The sequence below is a fragment of the Actinoplanes sp. NPDC048967 genome (genome assembly GCF_040649415.1).
In the GTDB taxonomy this organism is placed as follows: Bacteria; Actinomycetota; Actinomycetes; order Mycobacteriales; family Micromonosporaceae; genus Actinoplanes.
The window spans coordinates 352,840-369,837 of sequence record NZ_JBEZFL010000011.1 but is presented as its reverse complement, the minus strand read 5'-3'; the positions used below and the strand labels follow the sequence as shown (position 1 = coordinate 369,837).

Sequence of the window (16,998 nt, the reverse complement as noted above, 5' to 3'; positions counted from 1 at the left end):
CGGGGATGGCCCACGCAGATATCAAGCCTGACGAGCTGCGTGGGCCATCCCCGCCCCCAAGCCCCCAGCGCAACCACACCAAAGAAAGTGAAACCCAGGACGCCCACCGCCAATCAAGAAGCACACTGACCGCCCCGGGCAGCTCAGATGAACCGAAGAACCGAAGCCATCCAAACCCCGTCATGAAGCTCAAGCCGAAGAGCCAAGGCATGAGTCCGCTCACCCAGCAGAAGAACAGCCGCCGCCTCCACCGCCCCCTCTCGCGGCTCGCACAGCCGGAGCCGAACCACAGCAGCGGGAGCGGGCCGCCGAGGACGAGGTGCCCGGCCGGCGGTGCGGGCTTGCCGGGCTTCGCTCACCCGCCGAGCCCCGGCCAACCCCTGAGCCACCACATTCGCCGCCTCGCGCGGCTGGGACAGGCTTCGGAGATGGGCCGCCGGGCGGTAACCGTTCAGCACCTCGACGCACATGCCCACGAACCGCCGGACCGCCATTTTCGCCTCGGCTGACGCGCCGGTCACCACGGTCCGCCGAACCGGCGGAGCAGGCGGCTCGGCCGTGTGCTGCGGTGGGACCGCCCAGTCGAGAGCTAGCTGGTGCGGCGACGGCCAGGTGTGCGGGTCGCGTTCGTCGTCGAACGGGGGTTCGTGGCGGGGTGCCGGCCGCAGCCTGATCGCGGGCCTCGGACCCTGCCTTGTCACCTCGACCGTCGACATGGGCATCCGCCAATCCTTGCGTTTGCTTCCGTTTGCCTACGACAACGAGTGTGGCGGGACGCGTCGAGGTACGTCAATGGCGGGCCTCAGCCCTGTGGACAACGGAAGCGACTACTCAGCGTCGCGGTCGGACAGCGGGTTCTCTTCTACCCACGACGCCGTCTCGGCGTACTTCTGTTCGATGTACTGCTCGAGCTTGGCGCGTTCCACGCGCCACTGGCCGCGACCGCCGATCTTGATCGCGGGCAGTTCTCCCTTGCGGACCATGTGGTAGACCTGCGAGTCCGAGACGTTCAGCTCGGCCGCCACGTCGGACAGCAGCATGAACCTGGACTCCACGCCTGATCTCCCTACGCTGGTCGGCCCGGCCTCAGTTTGCCACCGTTTGACTACGACGGTTGATTCTGGTCCCCAGGCGCGAGGGCGCGGCCCGGCAGCGGGCTTGAGTAGACCACGCTCGTGGTGACCGCGCCGAGGCCGGAGATCCGCCCGGTGACCTCTTCCAGGTGGCGCATCGAGCGGGTCAGCACCTTCAGCACGAAGCAGTCCTCGCCCGTCACGTGGTGCGCCTCGATGATCTCCGGTGTGGTGTCCAGCAGTGCGTGGAACGGCCGGTAGTTCCCCGTCGGGTAGCGCAGCCGGACCATCGCCATGATCTGCAGACCGACGCGTTCCGGGTCCACCACCGCGCGGTAGCCGGCGATCACCCCGGCCTCTTCCATCCGGCGAACGCGTTCGGCGACGGCGCTCGGTGACATCGCCACCACCCGGGCCAGGTCCGCGTACGAGGCCCGGCCGTCGCGCTGCAACTCCTCGAGCAGGCGCCAGTCGGTCCGGTCGATCGTGGGATCAACGGCCATGGCGGGAAAGTACCGTTGATTCGAGCGCGTTGCCAAGTGCAGACCGTGGAGAGGCTCTGCTGGCGCGGGTCTTCGGAAAATAGCGTTGGGGCCATGATGACTCCTGCGCGAGCGGCCGAGATCTTCGCCGAGCGTCTCGCCACCGAGACCGATGTTTCCGACGTCCAGGCCGCACTGAGCACCGGGGCACCCGGCTTCGTGCTCATCGACTCCCGGTCGACCGCCTCCTGGGAGCAGGGCTACATCCCGGGCGCCCTGCACCTGCCCACCGCCGACATTGCCAAGCGCGCCGCTGAGCTGCTCGACCCGGCTGTTCCCGTCGTCACGTACTGCTGGGGGCCCGGCTGCAACGGCGCGACCAGAGCGGCCCTGGCCCTCGCTCAGCTGGGGTATTCGGTCCGCGAGATGCTCGGCGGCGCCGAGTACTGGGTGCGGGAGGGGTTCGCCCTGCGTACCCCGGGCGGCGAGGTGGCCCGCGACCCCGACCCGCTGGTCTCGCCGTGCGGGTGCTGACCGTCTGCTGAAAACGCCGAAAGGGACACGACCAGTGGAACTGCCCTTCCGGTAGCCTCCCCGGCGGTGTACTACGGGGACGGTCAATCGCAGGGGGAACAGTGCCGATCACCGATCTGGTCCGGGTGTACGTGCCGGCCACCGTACCGATGCTCGCCGAGATGCGGGCGTCCGGGCAGCTCGGCGCGGGACCGACGGTCGCGCATGCCGTGACCCCGGCGCTGCGTGAGTGGTACGCCGAGGGTGACGAGGAGGAGCTGGAGTACGTGGCCTTCACCCGCGCCGCCCAGGCCGCCCTGCAGTTGCTGCGGCACGACCCGGAGGCCCCGCGCCGCCGGGTGGTCGTCTCGGCCGACGTGGCCTCGACGGCGCTGGTCCGTGAGGACGTCGAGCTGGGCTCCAGCACCGTGCGCCTGCCGCAGGCGGTGTCGCTCAAGGAGGTCGCGTCGATCCACGTCGACGGTGAGAGCGCCGCCGAGGACATCGGCGCCGCCGCCGACGTGGTCGAGGAGGCCCTGGCCGGGGATCCCGACGCCCAGTTCACGGTGGACGGGGCCGAGGATCACGAGCTCGAGTGGTACGCGGTCAGCGAACTCGACGAGCTGCTCTGACCCGTCGGGAAAACCGGCTCAGTCGTCGTGCTGCGCGGGCACGGTCTGCGGCTCGTCGCGGGCCGCCCGCTCGATCTCGTCCGGGTCGGCGGCCGGCCGGGGCGTGGCGACCGGGGCCTCGATGGTGGGCTCAAGAGCCGGGGTTGCCGGGCCGAGCGTCCGGCCCACCGCGATGATCGCCGTGAACGCGCCCACGAAGAGCACGATCAGGCCGTTGTTGAGCCGCGACCCGCTCAGCATCTGCTGGACCGTGAGCTCCAGCTCGCTGACCTTGCCGGCCAGCTCCAGCACCCGGGAGCCGGCCGTGCGGGTCAGCCCCTCGCCGATGACCAGCAGCAGACCGGGGCCCGCGCCGGCCAGTGCGTACAGCGGCCAGCGCAGGTCCGGGCCGGCGGGGCCGCGCCGGGCCCGGCGCAGCACGCGGTACGCCACCAGGGCCCCCGCCACGCCGCTGAGCACCGCCTGGACCAGGCCGAACCAGCCCGCCGCGTTGGTGCGCGAGGCAGCCGAGTCGCCCGAGCCGAGCACGGGCAGCAGCATGTCCTGCAAAACGTTGAGTACGAAGCCCACGACGAAGACCGTGATCGCGCCCCAGCAGACCGCCGCGGTCACCCGCCGGTAGCGGAACCCGGCCAAGGCTCCGCCGATCGTCGCCGCGGCCGCGACCGTGCCGCCGACGACCGCGTACAGCCAGCCCTCGGTGTTGATCGTGATGATCGAGAGCGCGCCCAGCAGGCCGATCGCCAGGCCGGTCCCGGTCGCGATGATGAAGCGGACCGTGACGCCCGGGGTGCGGCCGCCGCGGGTCAGGAAGGCGAGGACGGCCAGGGCCACGGCCGCGCCGGTGACCAGGCTCGCGGAGATCGCGCCGGGCATCGCGTACGCCGTGGAGGTGACCTCCATCTCGGCGCTCGGGCGACCGGTGATCGTGGCCCGGGCCGACCAGAGCATCCCGGCCATCCAGACCAGGCCGACGGCGGCCAGCAGCAGCCCCCGCGAGGGCGCCTCCTCCGTGCCGTCCTGAGCGCCCTGGGCCGCGTTGACCTCGCTGTCCGCCTCACTCATGGCCCTCAGGGTACGCGGGCCCCCAGCGCCCCGTGAGGGCACCGGAACGCCGTTGTCCGCGTGCGAGGATGGACCGCGACACACAATGTCGTGACCAGGAACCCACAAGGTTGAGGAGTACGTGATGGACGCCCTGCTTGCCGTGCCGGAGCCGCGGAACGAGCCGGTCCGCAGCTATGCCCCGGGGAGCCCCGAGCGGGCCTCGTTGCAGTCGCGGCTGGACGCGATGGCCGGCGAGCGCCTCGATCTCACGATGACGATCGACGGCAACCGCAGGCTCGGCGGCGGCGCTGCGATCGAGGTCGTCCAGCCGCACAAGCGGCACCACGTCCTCGGCGTCGCCGGCAATGCCACGCACGAGGACGCCGCCGCTGCCGTGGCCGCGGCCAAGCGGGCCGCGAAAGGCTGGCGGGCCCTGCCGTTCAGCGAGCGGGCCGCGGTGTTCCTGCGCGCCGCCGAGCTGCTGGCCGGCGGCTGGCGCGACACCCTGAACGCGGCGACGATCCTGGGCCAGTCGAAGTCGGTGTACCAGGCGGAGATCGACGCGGCCTGCGAGCTGATCGACTTCCTGCGCTTCAACGTCGCGTTCGGTGAGCGGATCCTCGGCGAGCAGCCGCAGTCCTCGCCCGGGGTCTGGAACCGCTTCGACCACCGCCCGCTCGAGGGCTTCGTCTACGCGATCACCCCGTTCAACTTCACCGCGATCGCCGGCAACCTGCCCTCGGCCCCCGCGCTGATGGGCAACACGGTGGTGTGGAAGCCGTCGCCGACCCAGCAGCTCTCGGCGCACTTCACCATGCGGCTGTTCGAGGCGGCCGGTCTGCCGCCCGGCGTGATCAACATGGTGACCGGCGACGGCCTGGCCGTCTCCGACGTGGTGCTGGCCGATCCCGACCTGGCCGGCATCCACTTCACCGGTTCGACGGCCACCTTCCGGCACCTGTGGCGCGAGGTGGGGTCGAACATCGACCGCTACCGGTCGTACCCGCGGCTGGTGGGCGAGACCGGTGGCAAGGACTTCGTCTTCGCGCACGCCAGCGCCGACGCGGACATGCTGCACACGGCGCTGCTCCGCGGCGCCTACGAGTACCAGGGCCAGAAGTGCTCGGCCGCGTCCCGCGCCTACGTGCCGCGCTCCATCTGGGAGGGCGGCCTGCGTGATCGGCTCGCGGCCTCGGTCTCCTCGATCCGGTACGGCGATGTCACCGACCTGTCCACCTTCGGCGGCGCCGTGATCGACGGCCGGGCGTTCGCCAAGCACGCCGCGGCGCTCGACCGGATCAAGAACAGCGCATCCTGCACGGTGCTGGCGGGCGGCACGGCTGACGACAGCGAGGGCTGGTTCGTGGCACCGACCCTCGTGGAGTCCACCGACCCGGCGCACGAGGTCTTCACGACCGAGTACTTCGGGCCGATCCTCGGCGTGCACGTCTACGAGGACGACTCCTTCGCCGACACCGTGGCCCAGGCCGAGTCCGTCTCGCCGTACGCGTTGACCGGCTCCATCTTCGCCACCGACCGCTCGGTCGTGGACTGGGCCGCCACCGCCCTGCGCGACGCGGCGGGCAACTTCTACATCAATGACAAGCCGACCGGCGCGGTGGTGGGGCAGCAGCCCTTCGGCGGCGCCCGCGGCAGTGGCACCAACGACAAAGCCGGCTCGGTGCTGAACCTGCACCGGTGGGTATCGCCGCGGACGATCAAGGAGACCTTCGAGGCTCCGACGTCCTGGCAGTACCCCCATATGGGCTGATCGTCCGGGTTTGCGGGCCGTTGCGTGTTCTTCACGTGGCGGCCCGCCGTCTTCACGGGGACCACCGACCTGGTTTGCCGGGGTTGGCGACCTAGAGCGCCGTCTGACCGTTTTCGTGAACCATTTTACCTCGCGAGAGTCGTCCTCAACGGCAAAACGCCCGGTCCCGACCCTCGTGGTCGGACTGTCTGTGCGGGACAGTCGCTTGTGGAGACGCAAATTGGACGGATCGGGCGAAATCCTGGACGCCGGGACGACAAAGTGGCAGCTTAGAAGGCATGCCCGACTCTCAAATCAATCCCACGGCTGCCGCCCTTCTGGGCCTGCTCCACGAGGGCCCGATGACCGGTGGACAGCTCATGGCGGCTGCCGAACGCCGCCTCGGGCCGTACTGGTCGATGACGCGGAGCCAGGTCTACCGCGAATTGCCCGTGCTGGCCGAGATGGGCTTCGTCCGCCTCGGCAAGCCCGGGCCGCGGTCCAGCCAGCCCTACGCCATCACCGCCAGCGGCAAGCGCGCGTTCAGCCGCTGGCTCGCCGAGTCGCCCGGCCGCGACGCGATCCGTAACCCGGTCGCGTTGCGGGTCGCCTTCGGCCAGCAGCACTCCGGCAACCAGCTCAAGACGCTCTACACCGGGGCCAACGAGTACCACTCGGAGGCTCTGGCGATGGCTCGCGAGCAGGCCAAGGAGGCCAAGAAGGCCGGTGACGCGTACGGCGCGGCCGCCCTGGAGTTCGCGGTCGCGTACCACAAGGCGGCCCTGAGCTGGCTGAAAGTGGCTCCGGCGGAGTAGCCCCGATATCAGGAAACAACGGCCGCCCGGCCGGTTGACCGGCCGGGCGGCGTATTCTCGACAGTCGTGAGTGCAGCCGACTTTCCCGAACAGCTCAAAGCCCTCGACGCCACCCTGCGCAACATCGAGAACGTCCTCGACGTGGACAAGTTGCGCCGCGACAAGGCGGAGCTCGAGGAGCAGGCCTCCGCCCCCGACCTGTGGGACGACCAGGCGCGGGCCCAGGAGGTCAACTCCCGGCTGTCGTACCTCAGTGGCGAGATCTCCCGGCTGGAGCGGCTCCGCCTACGCATCGACGACGCCGAGCTGCTGCTCGAGATGGCCCGCGAGGCCGGCGACGAGGACTCCGTCGCCGAGGTCGGCCAGGAGCTGATCGCCCTGAGCAAGGCCGTCGAGGAGATGGAGGTCCGCACCCTGCTCTCCGGCGAGTACGACTCCCGCGAGGCCGTCGTGGCCATCCGCGCGGGCGCCGGCGGCGTGGACGCCGCCGACTTCGCCGAGATGCTGATGCGGATGTATCTGCGCTGGGCCGAGCGGCACGGTTACCCGACGGAGGTCTACGAGACCTCGTACGCGGAGGAGGCCGGCCTCAAGTCCGCGACCTTCGCCGTCAAGGTGCCGTACGCCTACGGCACGCTCAGCGTCGAGTCCGGCACCCACCGGTTGGTGCGGATCAGCCCGTTCGACAACCAGGGCCGGCGGCAGACCAGCTTCGCCGGCGTGGAAGTCATGCCGGTGGTCGCACAGACCGACCATATCGACATTCCGGACAACGAACTGCGGACCGACGTCTACCGTTCGTCCGGTCCTGGTGGACAGAGCGTTAACACCACCGACTCGGCGGTGCGCCTCACGCACATTCCGACGGGCATCGTGGTGACGTGTCAGAACGAGAAATCTCAGCTGCAGAACAAGGCCTCCGCGATGCGGGTGCTCCAGGCGCGACTGCTCGAACGCAAGCGTCAGGAGGAGGAGGCGAAGATGGCCGGCCTCAAGCAGGACACCACCGGATCGTGGGGCGACCAGATGCGCAGTTACGTCCTGCACCCGTACCAGATGGTCAAGGATCTGCGCACTGAGCAGGAGACGGGCAACCCGAGCTCGGTCTTCGACGGCGACCTCGACGAGTTCATCCAGGCCGGCATCCGGTGGCGCAAGCAGACCCAGATCAAAGCCTGAGCGGGCGCCGACACGCCGCCTGAACGAACGGTCAGGCGGCGTTCTCCGCCTCGGTGGTCCGGGGTGTCCGCGCGGGGGAGGGGTGCCTCGCCGGCGCTGAATGTGCCAAAATCCTGCCCCCGCCGGACTTGGAGTTTTCGTTACACCGCGTAGACTCTCGACCCGTGATTCAGCTCGAGAACGTGACGAAGACGTATCCGAAGGCGTCTCGGCCGTCGTTGGACGATGTCAGCGTCGGTATCGAGAAGGGTGAGTTCGTCTTCTTCATCGGCCCCTCCGGTTCCGGCAAGTCGACGATCATCAAGCTTTTGCTGCACGAGGTGGCCCCCTCGCGCGGCAAGGTCGTGGTGAACGCGAAGGATGTCACCACCATGCGGTCGTGGAAGATCCCGCACTTCCGGCGCTCCATCGGATGTGTGTTCCAGGACTTCCGCCTGCTGCCCAACCGCACCGCGTACGAGAACGTGGCGTTCGCCCTCGAGGTGATCGGCAAGACCAAGGCCGTCGCCCGCCGGGTGGTGCCCGAGGTTCTCGAGCTCGTCGGTCTGGGCGGCAAGGAGCACCGCTACCCCCACGAGCTGTCGGGCGGTGAGCAGCAGCGTGTCGCCGTGGCCCGGGCGTTCGTCAACCGGCCGCTCATCCTGCTGGCCGACGAGCCCACGGGCAACCTCGACCCCGACACCTCCATCGAGATCATGCGACTGCTGGACCGGATCAACCGGACCGGCACGACGGTCGTGATGGTCACCCACGACTCCAACATCGTCAACCAGATGCGCCGCCGGGTCATCGAGATCGAGAGCGGACGGATCGTCCGCGACCAGGCCCGAGGCGTGTACGGCTGACAGCCGGGCCCCGCCCACCCTGCATCTGAAGTAAGCCGCGGAGTCCCGGAAGGAACCCCCGATGCGTTTCAAGTACGTCCTCAACGAGGTGCTGGTCGGCCTGTGGCGCAACGTCACGATGACCATCGCCATGATCATCACGATGTCGGTCTCACTGACGATGCTGGGCGCCAGCGTGCTCATGTACATGCAGGTCGACCAGATGAAGAACTACTACTACGGTGAGATCGAGGTTTCGATCTTCCTGCGTGAGGACGTCACCGCCGCGCAGCGCGCCTCGATCGAGCAGCTGCTCAGCACCAACCCGCTCGTCGCCGAGAAGACGTACGAGTCGCGTGAGCAGGCGTTCGAGAAGTTCAAGGTGCTCTGGCGGGACTCGCCCGACTTCGTCAAGTCGGTCACCCCGGACAGCCTGCCGGAGTCCTGGCGGGTCAAGCTCAAGAACCCGGAGCAGTACGCCGAGTTCAACTCGCAGATCGAGGGCACTCCCGGCATCCAGGACATCGTCGACCAGCGCGAACTGCTCGACAAGGTGTTCAAGATCTTCAACGCGATCCAGGTGATGGCCCTGGTGGTCGCCGGCTTCATGGCCATGGCGGCGCTGTTGCTGGTCGGCAACACGATCCAGGTGGCGGCGTACAGCAAGCGCCGTGAGGTCGCGGTCATGAAGCTGGTCGGCGCCTCGAACTGGTTCATCCAGGCCCCGTTCGTGCTCGAGGCGGTGGTGGCCGGCCTGATCGGCGCGATCCTGGGCTTCGTGTTCATCTTCGTCGGCAAGGTGGTCCTGCTGGACGGCCGGTTGCAGGCGCTGACGAACGTGCTGACCCCGATCCCCGACGGGAACGTGTGGCTGATGTTGCCGCTGCTGGCCGGCGTGGGTGCCGGCGTCAGCGCGATCACCGCCTGGATCACTCTGCGGTTCTACCTGAAGGTCTGACCCGTTCCGTCCCGATCGCCGCGCATCCCCTGGGGATGCGCGGCGATGGCGTTTTTTGAGCGATTAGCGGCGCAACCGGCAAATTGTCACCAATAGTCAGAGTACGGTGACTCTTCGTGGACTCCAGTCACTCGCGACACAGCCGGTTCACCGTCCTGCTCGCCGCCGGCCTGAGCGTGCTCTGCGCGGCCGCGGTGGCGCTGGCCGCACCTGGTGCCGCCGCCGCTGAGCCGGGTGACGACGCCAAGCGCGCGAGCCGGGCGGTCGACCGCGCCGAGGCGATCCTCGAGCACGCCACCGTGACCGCCCGCAACGCCGCCCGCCGCCTGGCCGCCGCCACGGCCGCACTGCCCGAGGCCCAGAAGAAGGTCGCCACCAGCCGCGGCGTCGTCGCGGCGGCCTCGGTCCAGGCGGCGAGCGCCCGGCGCAAGGCCGACACGGCCCGGGCCTCCTACAACGCCGTGGCGAGCCGCTTCGAGCAGGCTCAGAAACGCGTCGTGCTGGCCCGCGACCGGGTCGACGAGATCGCCGCCGCCTCGTACATGGGCGGCAACTTCGCCACCATCAACCTGCTGGTCGGCGCGCGCGGGCCGCAGGACGCCATGGACCGGCTCGGCCTCGTCGACCAGGTCATGCAGAAGCAGCAGGAGAGTGTGGGCGAGCTGCTCGGGGCGCGTCGCGCCGCCCGTACCGAACAGGACCGGGCCGGGCTCGCCAAGCGGGTTGCCGAGGACGCCGAGCGCGAGGCCGCAGACAAGCTCGCGGCCGCGAAGCAGGCGCAGGTCGCGGCCCAGCAGGCCCGCTCCGCGGTCATCAAACTGGCGCAGAGCCGCCGCTCGGCGCTGGCGGTCGCGCGCTCGCAGCGCGCCGCTGTGCTGGCCAAGTACGAGGCCGCCAAGGCCGAGGAGGCCCGCATCCAGGGCGCGCTGCGCGACTGGGACGACAAGAACGGCGGCGGTGGCGACTACACCGGCGGCAACCTGCTGATGCCCGTGCACGGCTGGAAGTCCAGCAACTTCGGCACCCGCTACGACCCCTACTACCGGGTCTGGCAACTGCACGCGGGCACGGACTTCGCCGCCGGCGGCGGCACCCCGATCCACGCGGCGGCCGGCGGCCGGGTCGTCCAGGCCGGCTGGAGCGGCGGGTACGGCAACTACACCTGCATCAACCACGGCAAGCGCGACGGCCGCAGCTTCTCCACCTGCTACGGCCACCAGTCCAAGATCCTGGTCAACCCCGGCGAGTACGTGCGGCGCGGCGAGGTGATCGGCCGGGTCGGCACCACCGGCGCGTCCACCGGCTTCCACCTGCACTTCGAGACGCGCTTCGGCGGCGTACCGAAGAACCCGCTCGACTATTTACCCGGATGCCTCTGCTGAGGCTCCGCGCGTACCATTGAGGGGTCCGGCCGGTCGGCCGGGCCTTTCTTTTTGCCGCCATCAGCAAGGAGCAGACCGATGCCACGCGAACAGGGGCGCAAGGTCGTGGCCTCGAACCGCAAGGCTCGGCACGACTACGCCATCCTCGACACCTACGAGGCCGGGATGGTGCTGACCGGCACCGAGGTCAAGTCGCTGCGCGCCGGCCGGTCATCGCTGGTCGACGCGTTCGGCCACGAGAACAACGGCGAGATCTTCCTGCACGGCATGCACATCCCGGAGTACACCCAGGGCACCTGGACCAACCACGAGCCCCGCCGGGTCCGCAAGCTGCTGCTCAAGCGCGACGAGATCCACAAGATGATGGGCAAGCTCCGCGAGGACGGCCTCACCCTGGTGCCGCTGTCGGTCTACTTCCAGAACGGGTACGCCAAGGTCGAGCTCGGCCTGGCCAAGGGCAAGAAGGCGTACGACAAGCGCCAGGACCTGGCCGCCCGGGACGCGCAGAAGGAGATCAACAAGGCGCTGGGCCGACGTAGCAAAGGCATGGCCTGACGGGTAATGTCGCCGCGGCTCACCCGTCGCGCGAAGGGACCGCAGTTGCCCGGCAAGCACAACACCGTCATCCCCCTGCGCCGGTACACGTTCATCGCCGGGGCGGCCACGCTCCTGGTGGTCCTGGTCTCCTGGGTGGCGATCCGGGCCGTGGGGCCGGCCGAGGCGGACGGCCGTGTCCCGCTGATGGTCCAGCCGACGGTGCCTCTCGGCGGCGCTGAGGTCTCCGTCCCGCCCACGTCCGTCCCACCGCCCTCCGCCGTGCCGACCTCAGCGTCGCCCTCCTCGGCCTCGCCGAAACCGGTCCGGTCCTCCCCGCGTGCTTCCCGGTCGCCGAGCAAGAAGCCGGCGCCGCGGCGGACGACGCCACCAGCGGCACCCCCCGCAGCCTCGTTCACGGCGGCATACGGGACGGGCCGGAGCTGGGACCGGGGCTTCATCGCCGGCGTCCAGATCACCAACAAGAGCGGCCCGGCCCGCACCTGGACGGTCAAGGTGAGCTACAACCCTGATGCCGGTGTCCGAGTCGGCAACACCTGGAACGCCCAGCTGAGCCGCGACGGGAACACCTTCGTCTTCACCGGCGGCCCGCTCGCCCCGGGCGCCACGGCGATGCTCGGCTTCGAAGCGTCGAAGCAGGTCAGGGGCAGAATCCAGCCGACCTCCTGCACCGTCGACGGCGCGCCGTGCCGGCTGGGCTGATACCGGAATGAAGTCCGGGGCCGGACGCGTTAGAGTTGGCGGGTACACAACTGGGGGGTGACTGGTTTCGACTTCGTACGTGGAGACAGGGGAAGCGAGCCGAGGAAGCCGACGTCGTCTCGAGAATCGATCGTCGGAAACCAATAAGCGCCGATTCCAATCGCGCTGAGTTCGCTCTCGCCGCCTGAGGCGAGTAGCGACTCTGTCGGGCTGAGAACACCTTCGTCTCAGACTTCCGGCATCAGCTAGAAGGTTGGCCAACCGGTCCCGGTCGCGGGGACCGCACGGCGAGATCAATCAGCGACTGGGCCCGTCACGGCATCTTGCTCACGTGAACGCCGGGGCCGAGTAGAGGCATAGTGAGCTGCGCTCGGAGAAGCCCTGACGAAACACCGAAGGACCCGGGTTCGATTCCCGGCACCTCCACGAGAGGGGTTCTCACCTGAACCCACAGCGGCGCCGCCCATCTGGGCGGCGCCGCTCTCGTTCCTTGCGGACCTGTCGTAGTTGCGGTTCCACCGTTGGATTCGAGTAGGCAGCCAACAGGTCACGGCCGACGGCCCCGTGTTCGCGGAGAGCCCGAACCGGGGGCTGTTCCGGTATGGATGCTCGGAGGGCCGAGGCCCTGTAGCTGCGAACGATGGATCGCGCTTCATGGTCGCCCTCTTACCTTTGCCGGGTGAGCGTCGAAGTGCCTTCGGAATCAAGGTCGACTGCGCACGATGACCGCTGCGGTCAGCATGGTCAGGCCGGCGATCAGGCACACTGCCGCCAGGGCTGCTAGAGCGATCGGTTCGTCGACTCCGCCGACCGAGACTGCGGTGAGGACGCCGCCGACCGAGGTCGCGAAGCCGCCGCCCGCAACAAGGGCCGCGCGGGCAACGGCGGAGCGTTGATCGGCGTCGCGATGGTGCGGCGGTTCAGGGCTGACTGCGGTGGTCATGTCGGACTCTCCTCGGAAACTGGACTCGCGAAGGTTCGACACGGCGGACCAATGCGGGCTGTCCTGGCTTCGCGTGTCGCCAGAGTGGTCGCGCTCCTGATCTCGGCCGGCCAGGGAACCTCGCCGGCTCCGTCGACCCTGTGGCTCAACGGGATCACCTTCGCGACGCGGGTGCCGTCGCCGATGAGGCGGCGCTCGATGACCGGTGCTACTCGTTGTCCAGTTTCTGGAGGCGGGTGGTCAGGTCGGTGGCGAAGCGTTCGAGCAGCCGTCCAAAGGTTCGGCGGTCCTCCGGCGACCAGTCGGCCAGCACGTCGCCGAGCAGCCCCAACACCGTCCCCATGTAGCGCCCCACCGCGGCCGTTCCGTCCGGAGTCAGCTCGACCAGCCGGGCCCGCTGGTCCAGGGCGTCCGGGATCCGCCGGGCCAGGCCGCGTCGTTCCAGTTCGTGGACCTGGCGGGTGACGTGCGGGCCGACGACCTGCATGCGCTTGGCGATCTCGCCGACCCGGAGCGGGCCGCCGCCCATGTGCAGTGTGACCAGGACCGAGATTGCCGGGCGGTCCAGGTCGGCGCCGGCGCTCTCGGTGGCGCGTTCGATGAGCCGGCTGCGGTTCATCACCGTGCCGAGCTGGCTCAGGCGCGGCAGCACTGCCAGCAGGTCGAACTCTGCTTCGTCGGTGGTGTCGGTCATCACGCTCGTTTCGATACCTAAGTTAGGTATATAGTTTCCGGGATAGATACCTGAGGTAGCTACCTGGGAGGTAAGTCATGAGCAGGGTACTCATCTCCGGCGCGAGTATCGCTGGTCCCACACTGGCGTACTGGCTGCGGCGACGCGGTTTTGAGGTCACGGTCGTGGAGAAGGCGGGCGCGATCCGCGGGGGCGGCTATCCGATCGACATCCGCGGAACCGCGCTGGAGGTCGTACGGCGGATGGGGGTCCTCCCGAAGCTGCGGGAGGCCCACGTTCACACGGAGCGGCTGACCTTTCTCAACCCGGACGGCAGCGTGATCACCTCGGTCAAGCCGGACGTCGTGGTCCGCGGGGTCGAGGGCCGGGACATCGAGGTTCCCCGGGGCGACCTCACCGAGATCCTGTACGCCACGGTCCGCGACGATGTGGAGTTCCGGTTCGACGACAGCATCGCGTCCCTCGACCAGCGTCCGGACGGGGTCGAGGTGACCTTCCGCAGCGGGGCGCAGCGCACCTTTGATCTCGTCGTCGGCGCGGACGGCCTGCACTCGAACACCCGGCGCCTGGCCTTCGGGCCCGAGGCGCAGTTCCACCGGTATCTCGGCCACTGCTTCGCCGGCTTCACCATGCCGAACGAGCTCGGCCTCTCGCACGAGGGTCTGACCTGGAGCCGCCCGGGCCGGGGAGCGGCGATCTACGCGGTCGGCGACCGCCGGAACGTCCACGGCTTCCTCACTTTCGACCGGGACGAGCCGCCGTACGAAGCCTTCCGCGACCCTGAGGCGCAGCGTGAGCTCGTTGCCTCGGTCTTCGCCGATGACGGGTGGGAGATCCCTCGCATGGTCGCGGCCATGCGATCGGCCGACGATCTCTTCTTCGACGTGATCAGCCAGATCCGGATGCCCCGGTGGTCCACCGGACGGGTCGCCCTGGTCGGCGACGCCGCCTACGCCCCCTCGTTCCTGACCGGGCAGGGCACCAGCTTGGGCCTGGTCGGCGCCTACATGCTCGCCGACGCCCTGGCGACCGGTGCGGACCACCGGGCCGCCTTCGCGGCCTTCGAGGACGCCACCCGGCCGTTCGTCGAGATGAACCAGAACCTCGTCGGCGAGGGGGACTCCACTCTCTTCCCGCGTACCGAGGAAGCCATGGCGAAGCGCAACGAGATGCTGCGGAGTCTCGACTCCCTTCCGCCCGCCGAGGGGCGGCCGGAGCACTCTGCGCTCACCCTTCCGGCCCTCGAGGGCGGAGCGGCTTAAGGTTGGCCGGTGGCCAGGGCTGCCTCGACGATCCGGACCGCTTCGGTGCGATCGATGCCGACGCTGGCGATGAGTGCGGCGTACTCACGGGCGGCGCGGTGGGCCTGTTCGCGGGCCTGCTCGCCGGAGGCCGAGACGAACGAGCCGGCCCGTCCGCGGGTCTCGATCAGGCCGGCCTCCTCCAGCGCCCGGTATGCCCGGCCGACGGTGTTCACGGCGAGGCCCAGGTCGGCCGCGAGCCGACGGATCGTCGGCAATCGCGCGCCGACGGCGAGCGACCGGTCCTGGATCTGCCGGGCGAGCTGGGCCCGGAGCTGCTCGTACGGTGGCATCGGCGAGGCCGTGTCGATGACGATCATCAGGTGGTCAGAGCTCGCCGGGCCGCCGTTGCGACACCCGTGGTCCGCCCGTGGATCAGGTAGAGGGCGATGGCGCCCGCCACGATGAGGGCCAGGGAGACCGCGTTCCACCAGCCGAGCGAATCCCCGTACAGGAAAATGGCCGGCAGCGACCACACCAGGCTGGGTGTCATCAGGGCGCGGGCGTCCTCGACCCGCATGATGACATCGGCCGTGAGTGACGCCGCGTCCTCCGCCACGGCCGGGCTCGCCAGGACCTGGCGCAGCTGCAGGACGGTCCCGGTCGCGGCGCCGGCCAGGCCGATCAGTACGACGATCGCGCCGTTCCGCAGGGTGGGGTCCGCGACCGGCAGCACACTCAGTGCGAGCAGCAAGGCGCCGGTGAAGGTGGCGACCGTGAAGACGGCGTACGGGCGGCCCAGCACCGCCGCCCAGCCGAGCTGGACCGGATGGGCCACCCGCTGGGACAGCTGCGCGCCGGCTCGCCGGTCGGCGCGCCGCACCCAGGCGGCGAGCAGCCACTGCGCCACCAGCAGCGCGATCACCAAGGCCGCCAGGGCGAGCAGCGGCAGCCGGGAGGGGAAGGCGTCGGCGGGTAGCGCCAGCACGTGCGTGAGGGCTGCGCCCATCAGGTACGCGGCCAGCAGAGCACTGTCGGCCACCTTGGCCCGCCGCCGCACCGCCAGCCGCATTGCGATCAGCGAGGAAGGCTCGGCCTCGGTCAAGCCGTGCCGGGCCAGCCACCGCCCAGCCTCCGCGCGGTCTGTCTCGCGCATGTCGCCACCTCCGAATGTCGCGAGCTTTGTCCCAAGACAGTGAGTCATAGCATGCGACAATGTCAAGCATCAGCGGCGCGACGGTGGCCGGGTCGTCGCCGTCCTTGCTCGCCGCCGCGATGACGCGGCCGAAGGTCTGACGCTGCGGCGGCGGGCCGCTCACCCATGACACCATCCAGGCCGAGGTCGCCTGATCGGCGCTCACAAGTGGAGGGAGCCGTCGTGCTGAAGCAGGTCGCTGAGGATGTGCTCGTCCACGAGAGTGCGTTCTGCCGGAGCAATGCCGTTGTCGTGCAGGGCCGGGACGGAGTGCTGCTCATCGACGCCGGGGTGCAGGACCATGAGATGGTCTGCCTGGCGAATGACCTGTCCGCGTCGGGGTGGGCTGTGGTGGCGGGCTTCTCGACGCATCCGCACTGGGACCACCTGCTCTGGCATCCCGCGCTCGGCTCGGCGCCTCGTTACGGCACGGCCGGCTGTGCGGCCATGGTCCGGGCCCGGCTGTCGGACGCGGGTGCGAAGGCCCGTGTCGCTGGGCTGATACCGCAGGACATCGTCGAGCGGGTGCCGCTGGAGCTGCTCGGCCAGATCGCCGGCCTGCCCGCCGGGACGGAGTCGATTCCGTGGGACGGTCCGCGGGTCCGCATCATCGAGCACCAAGCTCACGCGGCGGGGCACGCGGCGCTGCTGATCGAGGAGCGGGGCGTGCTGGTTGCCGGGGACATGCTGTCTGACGTACTGGTCCCGATGCTTGATCTGCACGGCGGGGCTGACCCGCTCGAGGCCTATCTGGACGCGTTAGGGCTGCTGGAGGATGCGGCGGGTGGCGTCGATGTGCTCGTGCCTGGGCATGGGTCGGTGGGCGGGGCTGATCAGGTGCGTGCGCGGATCGAACGGGATCGGGCTTACGTGCGCGCCTTGCGGGAGGGGCGCGGTGTCGATGATCCGCGGATCGGTTCGTCGGCTGAGCCGGGGTGGGAGTGGGTGAGCGATGTGCACGACGGACAGGTCCAGCGCCTCGCCCAGAGAGACGTTCAGCCGAACTGAACGAC

At 69.5% G+C, this 16,998-nt stretch carries 20 protein-coding genes and 1 other RNA gene; 13 read left to right on the top strand and 8 right to left on the bottom strand.

Annotated elements, in window-relative coordinates; all coding sequences use genetic code 11:
* Window positions 1-143: 143 nt before the first annotated feature.
* The 3 genes from AB0C12_RS38115 to AB0C12_RS38105 form a co-directional block, all read right to left on the bottom strand.
* Complete coding sequence (locus AB0C12_RS38115) at window positions 144-494, bottom strand: Rv3235 family protein (protein WP_360555417.1); 351 nt, start codon at window positions 492-494, stop codon at window positions 144-146.
* Window positions 495-827: 333 nt separating this feature from the next.
* Window positions 828-1,040, bottom strand: coding sequence for a helix-turn-helix domain-containing protein (locus AB0C12_RS38110; protein ID WP_360555416.1), 213 nt, complete (start codon window positions 1,038-1,040; stop codon window positions 828-830).
* A 65-nt stretch (window positions 1,041-1,105) separates the two neighbouring features.
* Window positions 1,106-1,576, bottom strand: coding sequence for an Lrp/AsnC family transcriptional regulator (locus AB0C12_RS38105; protein WP_360555393.1), 471 nt, complete (start codon window positions 1,574-1,576; stop codon window positions 1,106-1,108).
* Window positions 1,577-1,669: 93 nt separating this feature from the next.
* Here AB0C12_RS38105 and AB0C12_RS38100 point away from each other — a divergent pair, with 93 nt between their 5' ends.
* Window positions 1,670-2,089, top strand: a complete 420-nt coding sequence (locus AB0C12_RS38100) for a rhodanese-like domain-containing protein (RefSeq protein WP_360555391.1) — start codon at window positions 1,670-1,672, stop codon at window positions 2,087-2,089.
* A gap of 149 nt (window positions 2,090-2,238) precedes the next feature.
* On the top strand, window positions 2,239-2,700 hold the full coding sequence (locus AB0C12_RS38095) for a hypothetical protein (protein WP_360555415.1): 462 nt from the start codon (window positions 2,239-2,241) through the stop codon (window positions 2,698-2,700).
* Between the two features lie 18 nt (window positions 2,701-2,718).
* Here the strand turns inward: AB0C12_RS38095 and AB0C12_RS38090 are convergent, their stop codons facing one another.
* Complete coding sequence (locus AB0C12_RS38090) at window positions 2,719-3,765, bottom strand: hypothetical protein (protein ID WP_360555389.1); 1,047 nt, start codon at window positions 3,763-3,765, stop codon at window positions 2,719-2,721.
* A 124-nt stretch (window positions 3,766-3,889) separates the two neighbouring features.
* On the opposite strand from AB0C12_RS38090, the gene pruA reads away from it, so the two are divergent.
* From pruA to ssrA, 9 genes are all read left to right on the top strand, one after another.
* On the top strand, window positions 3,890-5,518 hold the full coding sequence (pruA, locus tag AB0C12_RS38085) for an L-glutamate gamma-semialdehyde dehydrogenase (RefSeq protein WP_360555387.1): 1,629 nt from the start codon (window positions 3,890-3,892) through the stop codon (window positions 5,516-5,518).
* Between the two features lie 278 nt (window positions 5,519-5,796).
* A complete protein-coding gene (locus AB0C12_RS38080; RefSeq protein ID WP_125809187.1) occupies window positions 5,797-6,312 on the top strand; it encodes a PadR family transcriptional regulator in 516 nt (171 codons plus the stop codon).
* Window positions 6,313-6,378: 66 nt separating this feature from the next.
* Window positions 6,379-7,491 (top strand): peptide chain release factor 2, encoded by a 1,113-nt coding sequence (prfB, locus tag AB0C12_RS38075; protein WP_360555385.1) that lies wholly within the window; start codon window positions 6,379-6,381, stop codon window positions 7,489-7,491.
* A 164-nt stretch (window positions 7,492-7,655) separates the two neighbouring features.
* Window positions 7,656-8,336 (top strand): cell division ATP-binding protein FtsE, encoded by a 681-nt coding sequence (ftsE, locus tag AB0C12_RS38070; protein WP_023358989.1) that lies wholly within the window; start codon window positions 7,656-7,658, stop codon window positions 8,334-8,336.
* Window positions 8,337-8,397: 61 nt separating this feature from the next.
* Window positions 8,398-9,273, top strand: coding sequence for a permease-like cell division protein FtsX (gene ftsX, locus AB0C12_RS38065; protein WP_360555382.1), 876 nt, complete (start codon window positions 8,398-8,400; stop codon window positions 9,271-9,273).
* Between the two features lie 116 nt (window positions 9,274-9,389).
* A complete protein-coding gene (locus tag AB0C12_RS38060) occupies window positions 9,390-10,655 on the top strand; it encodes a M23 family metallopeptidase (RefSeq protein ID WP_360555380.1) in 1,266 nt (421 codons plus the stop codon).
* Between the two features lie 78 nt (window positions 10,656-10,733).
* Window positions 10,734-11,210 (top strand): SsrA-binding protein SmpB, encoded by a 477-nt coding sequence (smpB, locus tag AB0C12_RS38055; RefSeq protein ID WP_212986325.1) that lies wholly within the window; start codon window positions 10,734-10,736, stop codon window positions 11,208-11,210.
* Window positions 11,211-11,255: 45 nt separating this feature from the next.
* Window positions 11,256-11,912, top strand: a complete 657-nt coding sequence (locus tag AB0C12_RS38050) for a cellulose binding domain-containing protein (RefSeq protein ID WP_360555378.1) — start codon at window positions 11,256-11,258, stop codon at window positions 11,910-11,912.
* Between the two features lie 53 nt (window positions 11,913-11,965).
* Window positions 11,966-12,341: a transfer-messenger RNA gene (gene ssrA / locus AB0C12_RS38045) on the top strand.
* Between the two features lie 274 nt (window positions 12,342-12,615).
* On the opposite strand, the gene AB0C12_RS38040 is transcribed toward ssrA, so the two are convergent.
* Entirely contained in the window at window positions 12,616-12,855 is a 240-nt protein-coding gene (locus AB0C12_RS38040) for a hypothetical protein (protein ID WP_360555376.1), read from the bottom strand.
* Between the two features lie 208 nt (window positions 12,856-13,063).
* Window positions 13,064-13,549, bottom strand: coding sequence for a MarR family transcriptional regulator (locus AB0C12_RS38035; protein ID WP_360555374.1), 486 nt, complete (start codon window positions 13,547-13,549; stop codon window positions 13,064-13,066).
* A gap of 77 nt (window positions 13,550-13,626) precedes the next feature.
* On the opposite strand from AB0C12_RS38035, the gene AB0C12_RS38030 reads away from it, so the two are divergent.
* Window positions 13,627-14,811 (top strand): FAD-dependent monooxygenase, encoded by a 1,185-nt coding sequence (locus AB0C12_RS38030; RefSeq protein ID WP_360555372.1) that lies wholly within the window; start codon window positions 13,627-13,629, stop codon window positions 14,809-14,811.
* On the opposite strand, the gene AB0C12_RS38025 is transcribed toward AB0C12_RS38030, so the two are convergent.
* Window positions 14,808-15,170 (bottom strand): GntR family transcriptional regulator, encoded by a 363-nt coding sequence (locus AB0C12_RS38025; RefSeq protein ID WP_360555370.1) that lies wholly within the window; start codon window positions 15,168-15,170, stop codon window positions 14,808-14,810. The genes AB0C12_RS38030 and AB0C12_RS38025 overlap by 4 nt on opposite strands.
* Window positions 15,170-15,946 (bottom strand): hypothetical protein, encoded by a 777-nt coding sequence (locus tag AB0C12_RS38020; RefSeq protein WP_360555368.1) that lies wholly within the window; start codon window positions 15,944-15,946, stop codon window positions 15,170-15,172. The genes AB0C12_RS38025 and AB0C12_RS38020 overlap by 1 nt, the downstream gene beginning before the upstream one ends.
* A gap of 222 nt (window positions 15,947-16,168) precedes the next feature.
* On the opposite strand from AB0C12_RS38020, the gene AB0C12_RS38015 reads away from it, so the two are divergent.
* The gene (locus tag AB0C12_RS38015; protein WP_360555366.1) at window positions 16,169-16,993 is read left to right on the top strand and encodes an MBL fold metallo-hydrolase; all 825 of its coding nucleotides are present in this window, start codon (window positions 16,169-16,171) and stop codon (window positions 16,991-16,993) included.
* Window positions 16,994-16,998: the final 5 nt, after the last annotated feature.

Coding starts and splice junctions, on each gene's coding strand:
- AB0C12_RS38105 (WP_360555393.1), bottom strand. CDS start 1,576: ATGGCCGTTGATCCCACGATCGACCGGACCGACTGGCGCCTGCTCGAG.
- AB0C12_RS38100 (WP_360555391.1), top strand. CDS start 1,670: ATGATGACTCCTGCGCGAGCGGCCGAGATCTTCGCCGAGCGTCTCGCC.
- smpB (WP_212986325.1), top strand. CDS start 10,734: ATGCCACGCGAACAGGGGCGCAAGGTCGTGGCCTCGAACCGCAAGGCT.
- AB0C12_RS38020 (WP_360555368.1), bottom strand. CDS start 15,946: ATGCGCGAGACAGACCGCGCGGAGGCTGGGCGGTGGCTGGCCCGGCAC.
- pruA (WP_360555387.1), top strand. CDS start 3,890: ATGGACGCCCTGCTTGCCGTGCCGGAGCCGCGGAACGAGCCGGTCCGC.
- AB0C12_RS38115 (WP_360555417.1), bottom strand. CDS start 494: ATGGCGGTCCGGCGGTTCGTGGGCATGTGCGTCGAGGTGCTGAACGGT.
- AB0C12_RS38040 (WP_360555376.1), bottom strand. CDS start 12,855: ATGACCACCGCAGTCAGCCCTGAACCGCCGCACCATCGCGACGCCGAT.
- AB0C12_RS38110 (WP_360555416.1), bottom strand. CDS start 1,040: ATGCTGCTGTCCGACGTGGCGGCCGAGCTGAACGTCTCGGACTCGCAG.
- AB0C12_RS38095 (WP_360555415.1), top strand. CDS start 2,239: ATGCTCGCCGAGATGCGGGCGTCCGGGCAGCTCGGCGCGGGACCGACG.
- AB0C12_RS38025 (WP_360555370.1), bottom strand. CDS start 15,170: ATGATCGTCATCGACACGGCCTCGCCGATGCCACCGTACGAGCAGCTC.
- AB0C12_RS38090 (WP_360555389.1), bottom strand. CDS start 3,765: ATGAGTGAGGCGGACAGCGAGGTCAACGCGGCCCAGGGCGCTCAGGAC.
- AB0C12_RS38035 (WP_360555374.1), bottom strand. CDS start 13,549: ATGACCGACACCACCGACGAAGCAGAGTTCGACCTGCTGGCAGTGCTG.
- ftsX (WP_360555382.1), top strand. CDS start 8,398: ATGCGTTTCAAGTACGTCCTCAACGAGGTGCTGGTCGGCCTGTGGCGC.
- AB0C12_RS38030 (WP_360555372.1), top strand. CDS start 13,627: ATGAGCAGGGTACTCATCTCCGGCGCGAGTATCGCTGGTCCCACACTG.
- AB0C12_RS38080 (WP_125809187.1), top strand. CDS start 5,797: ATGCCCGACTCTCAAATCAATCCCACGGCTGCCGCCCTTCTGGGCCTG.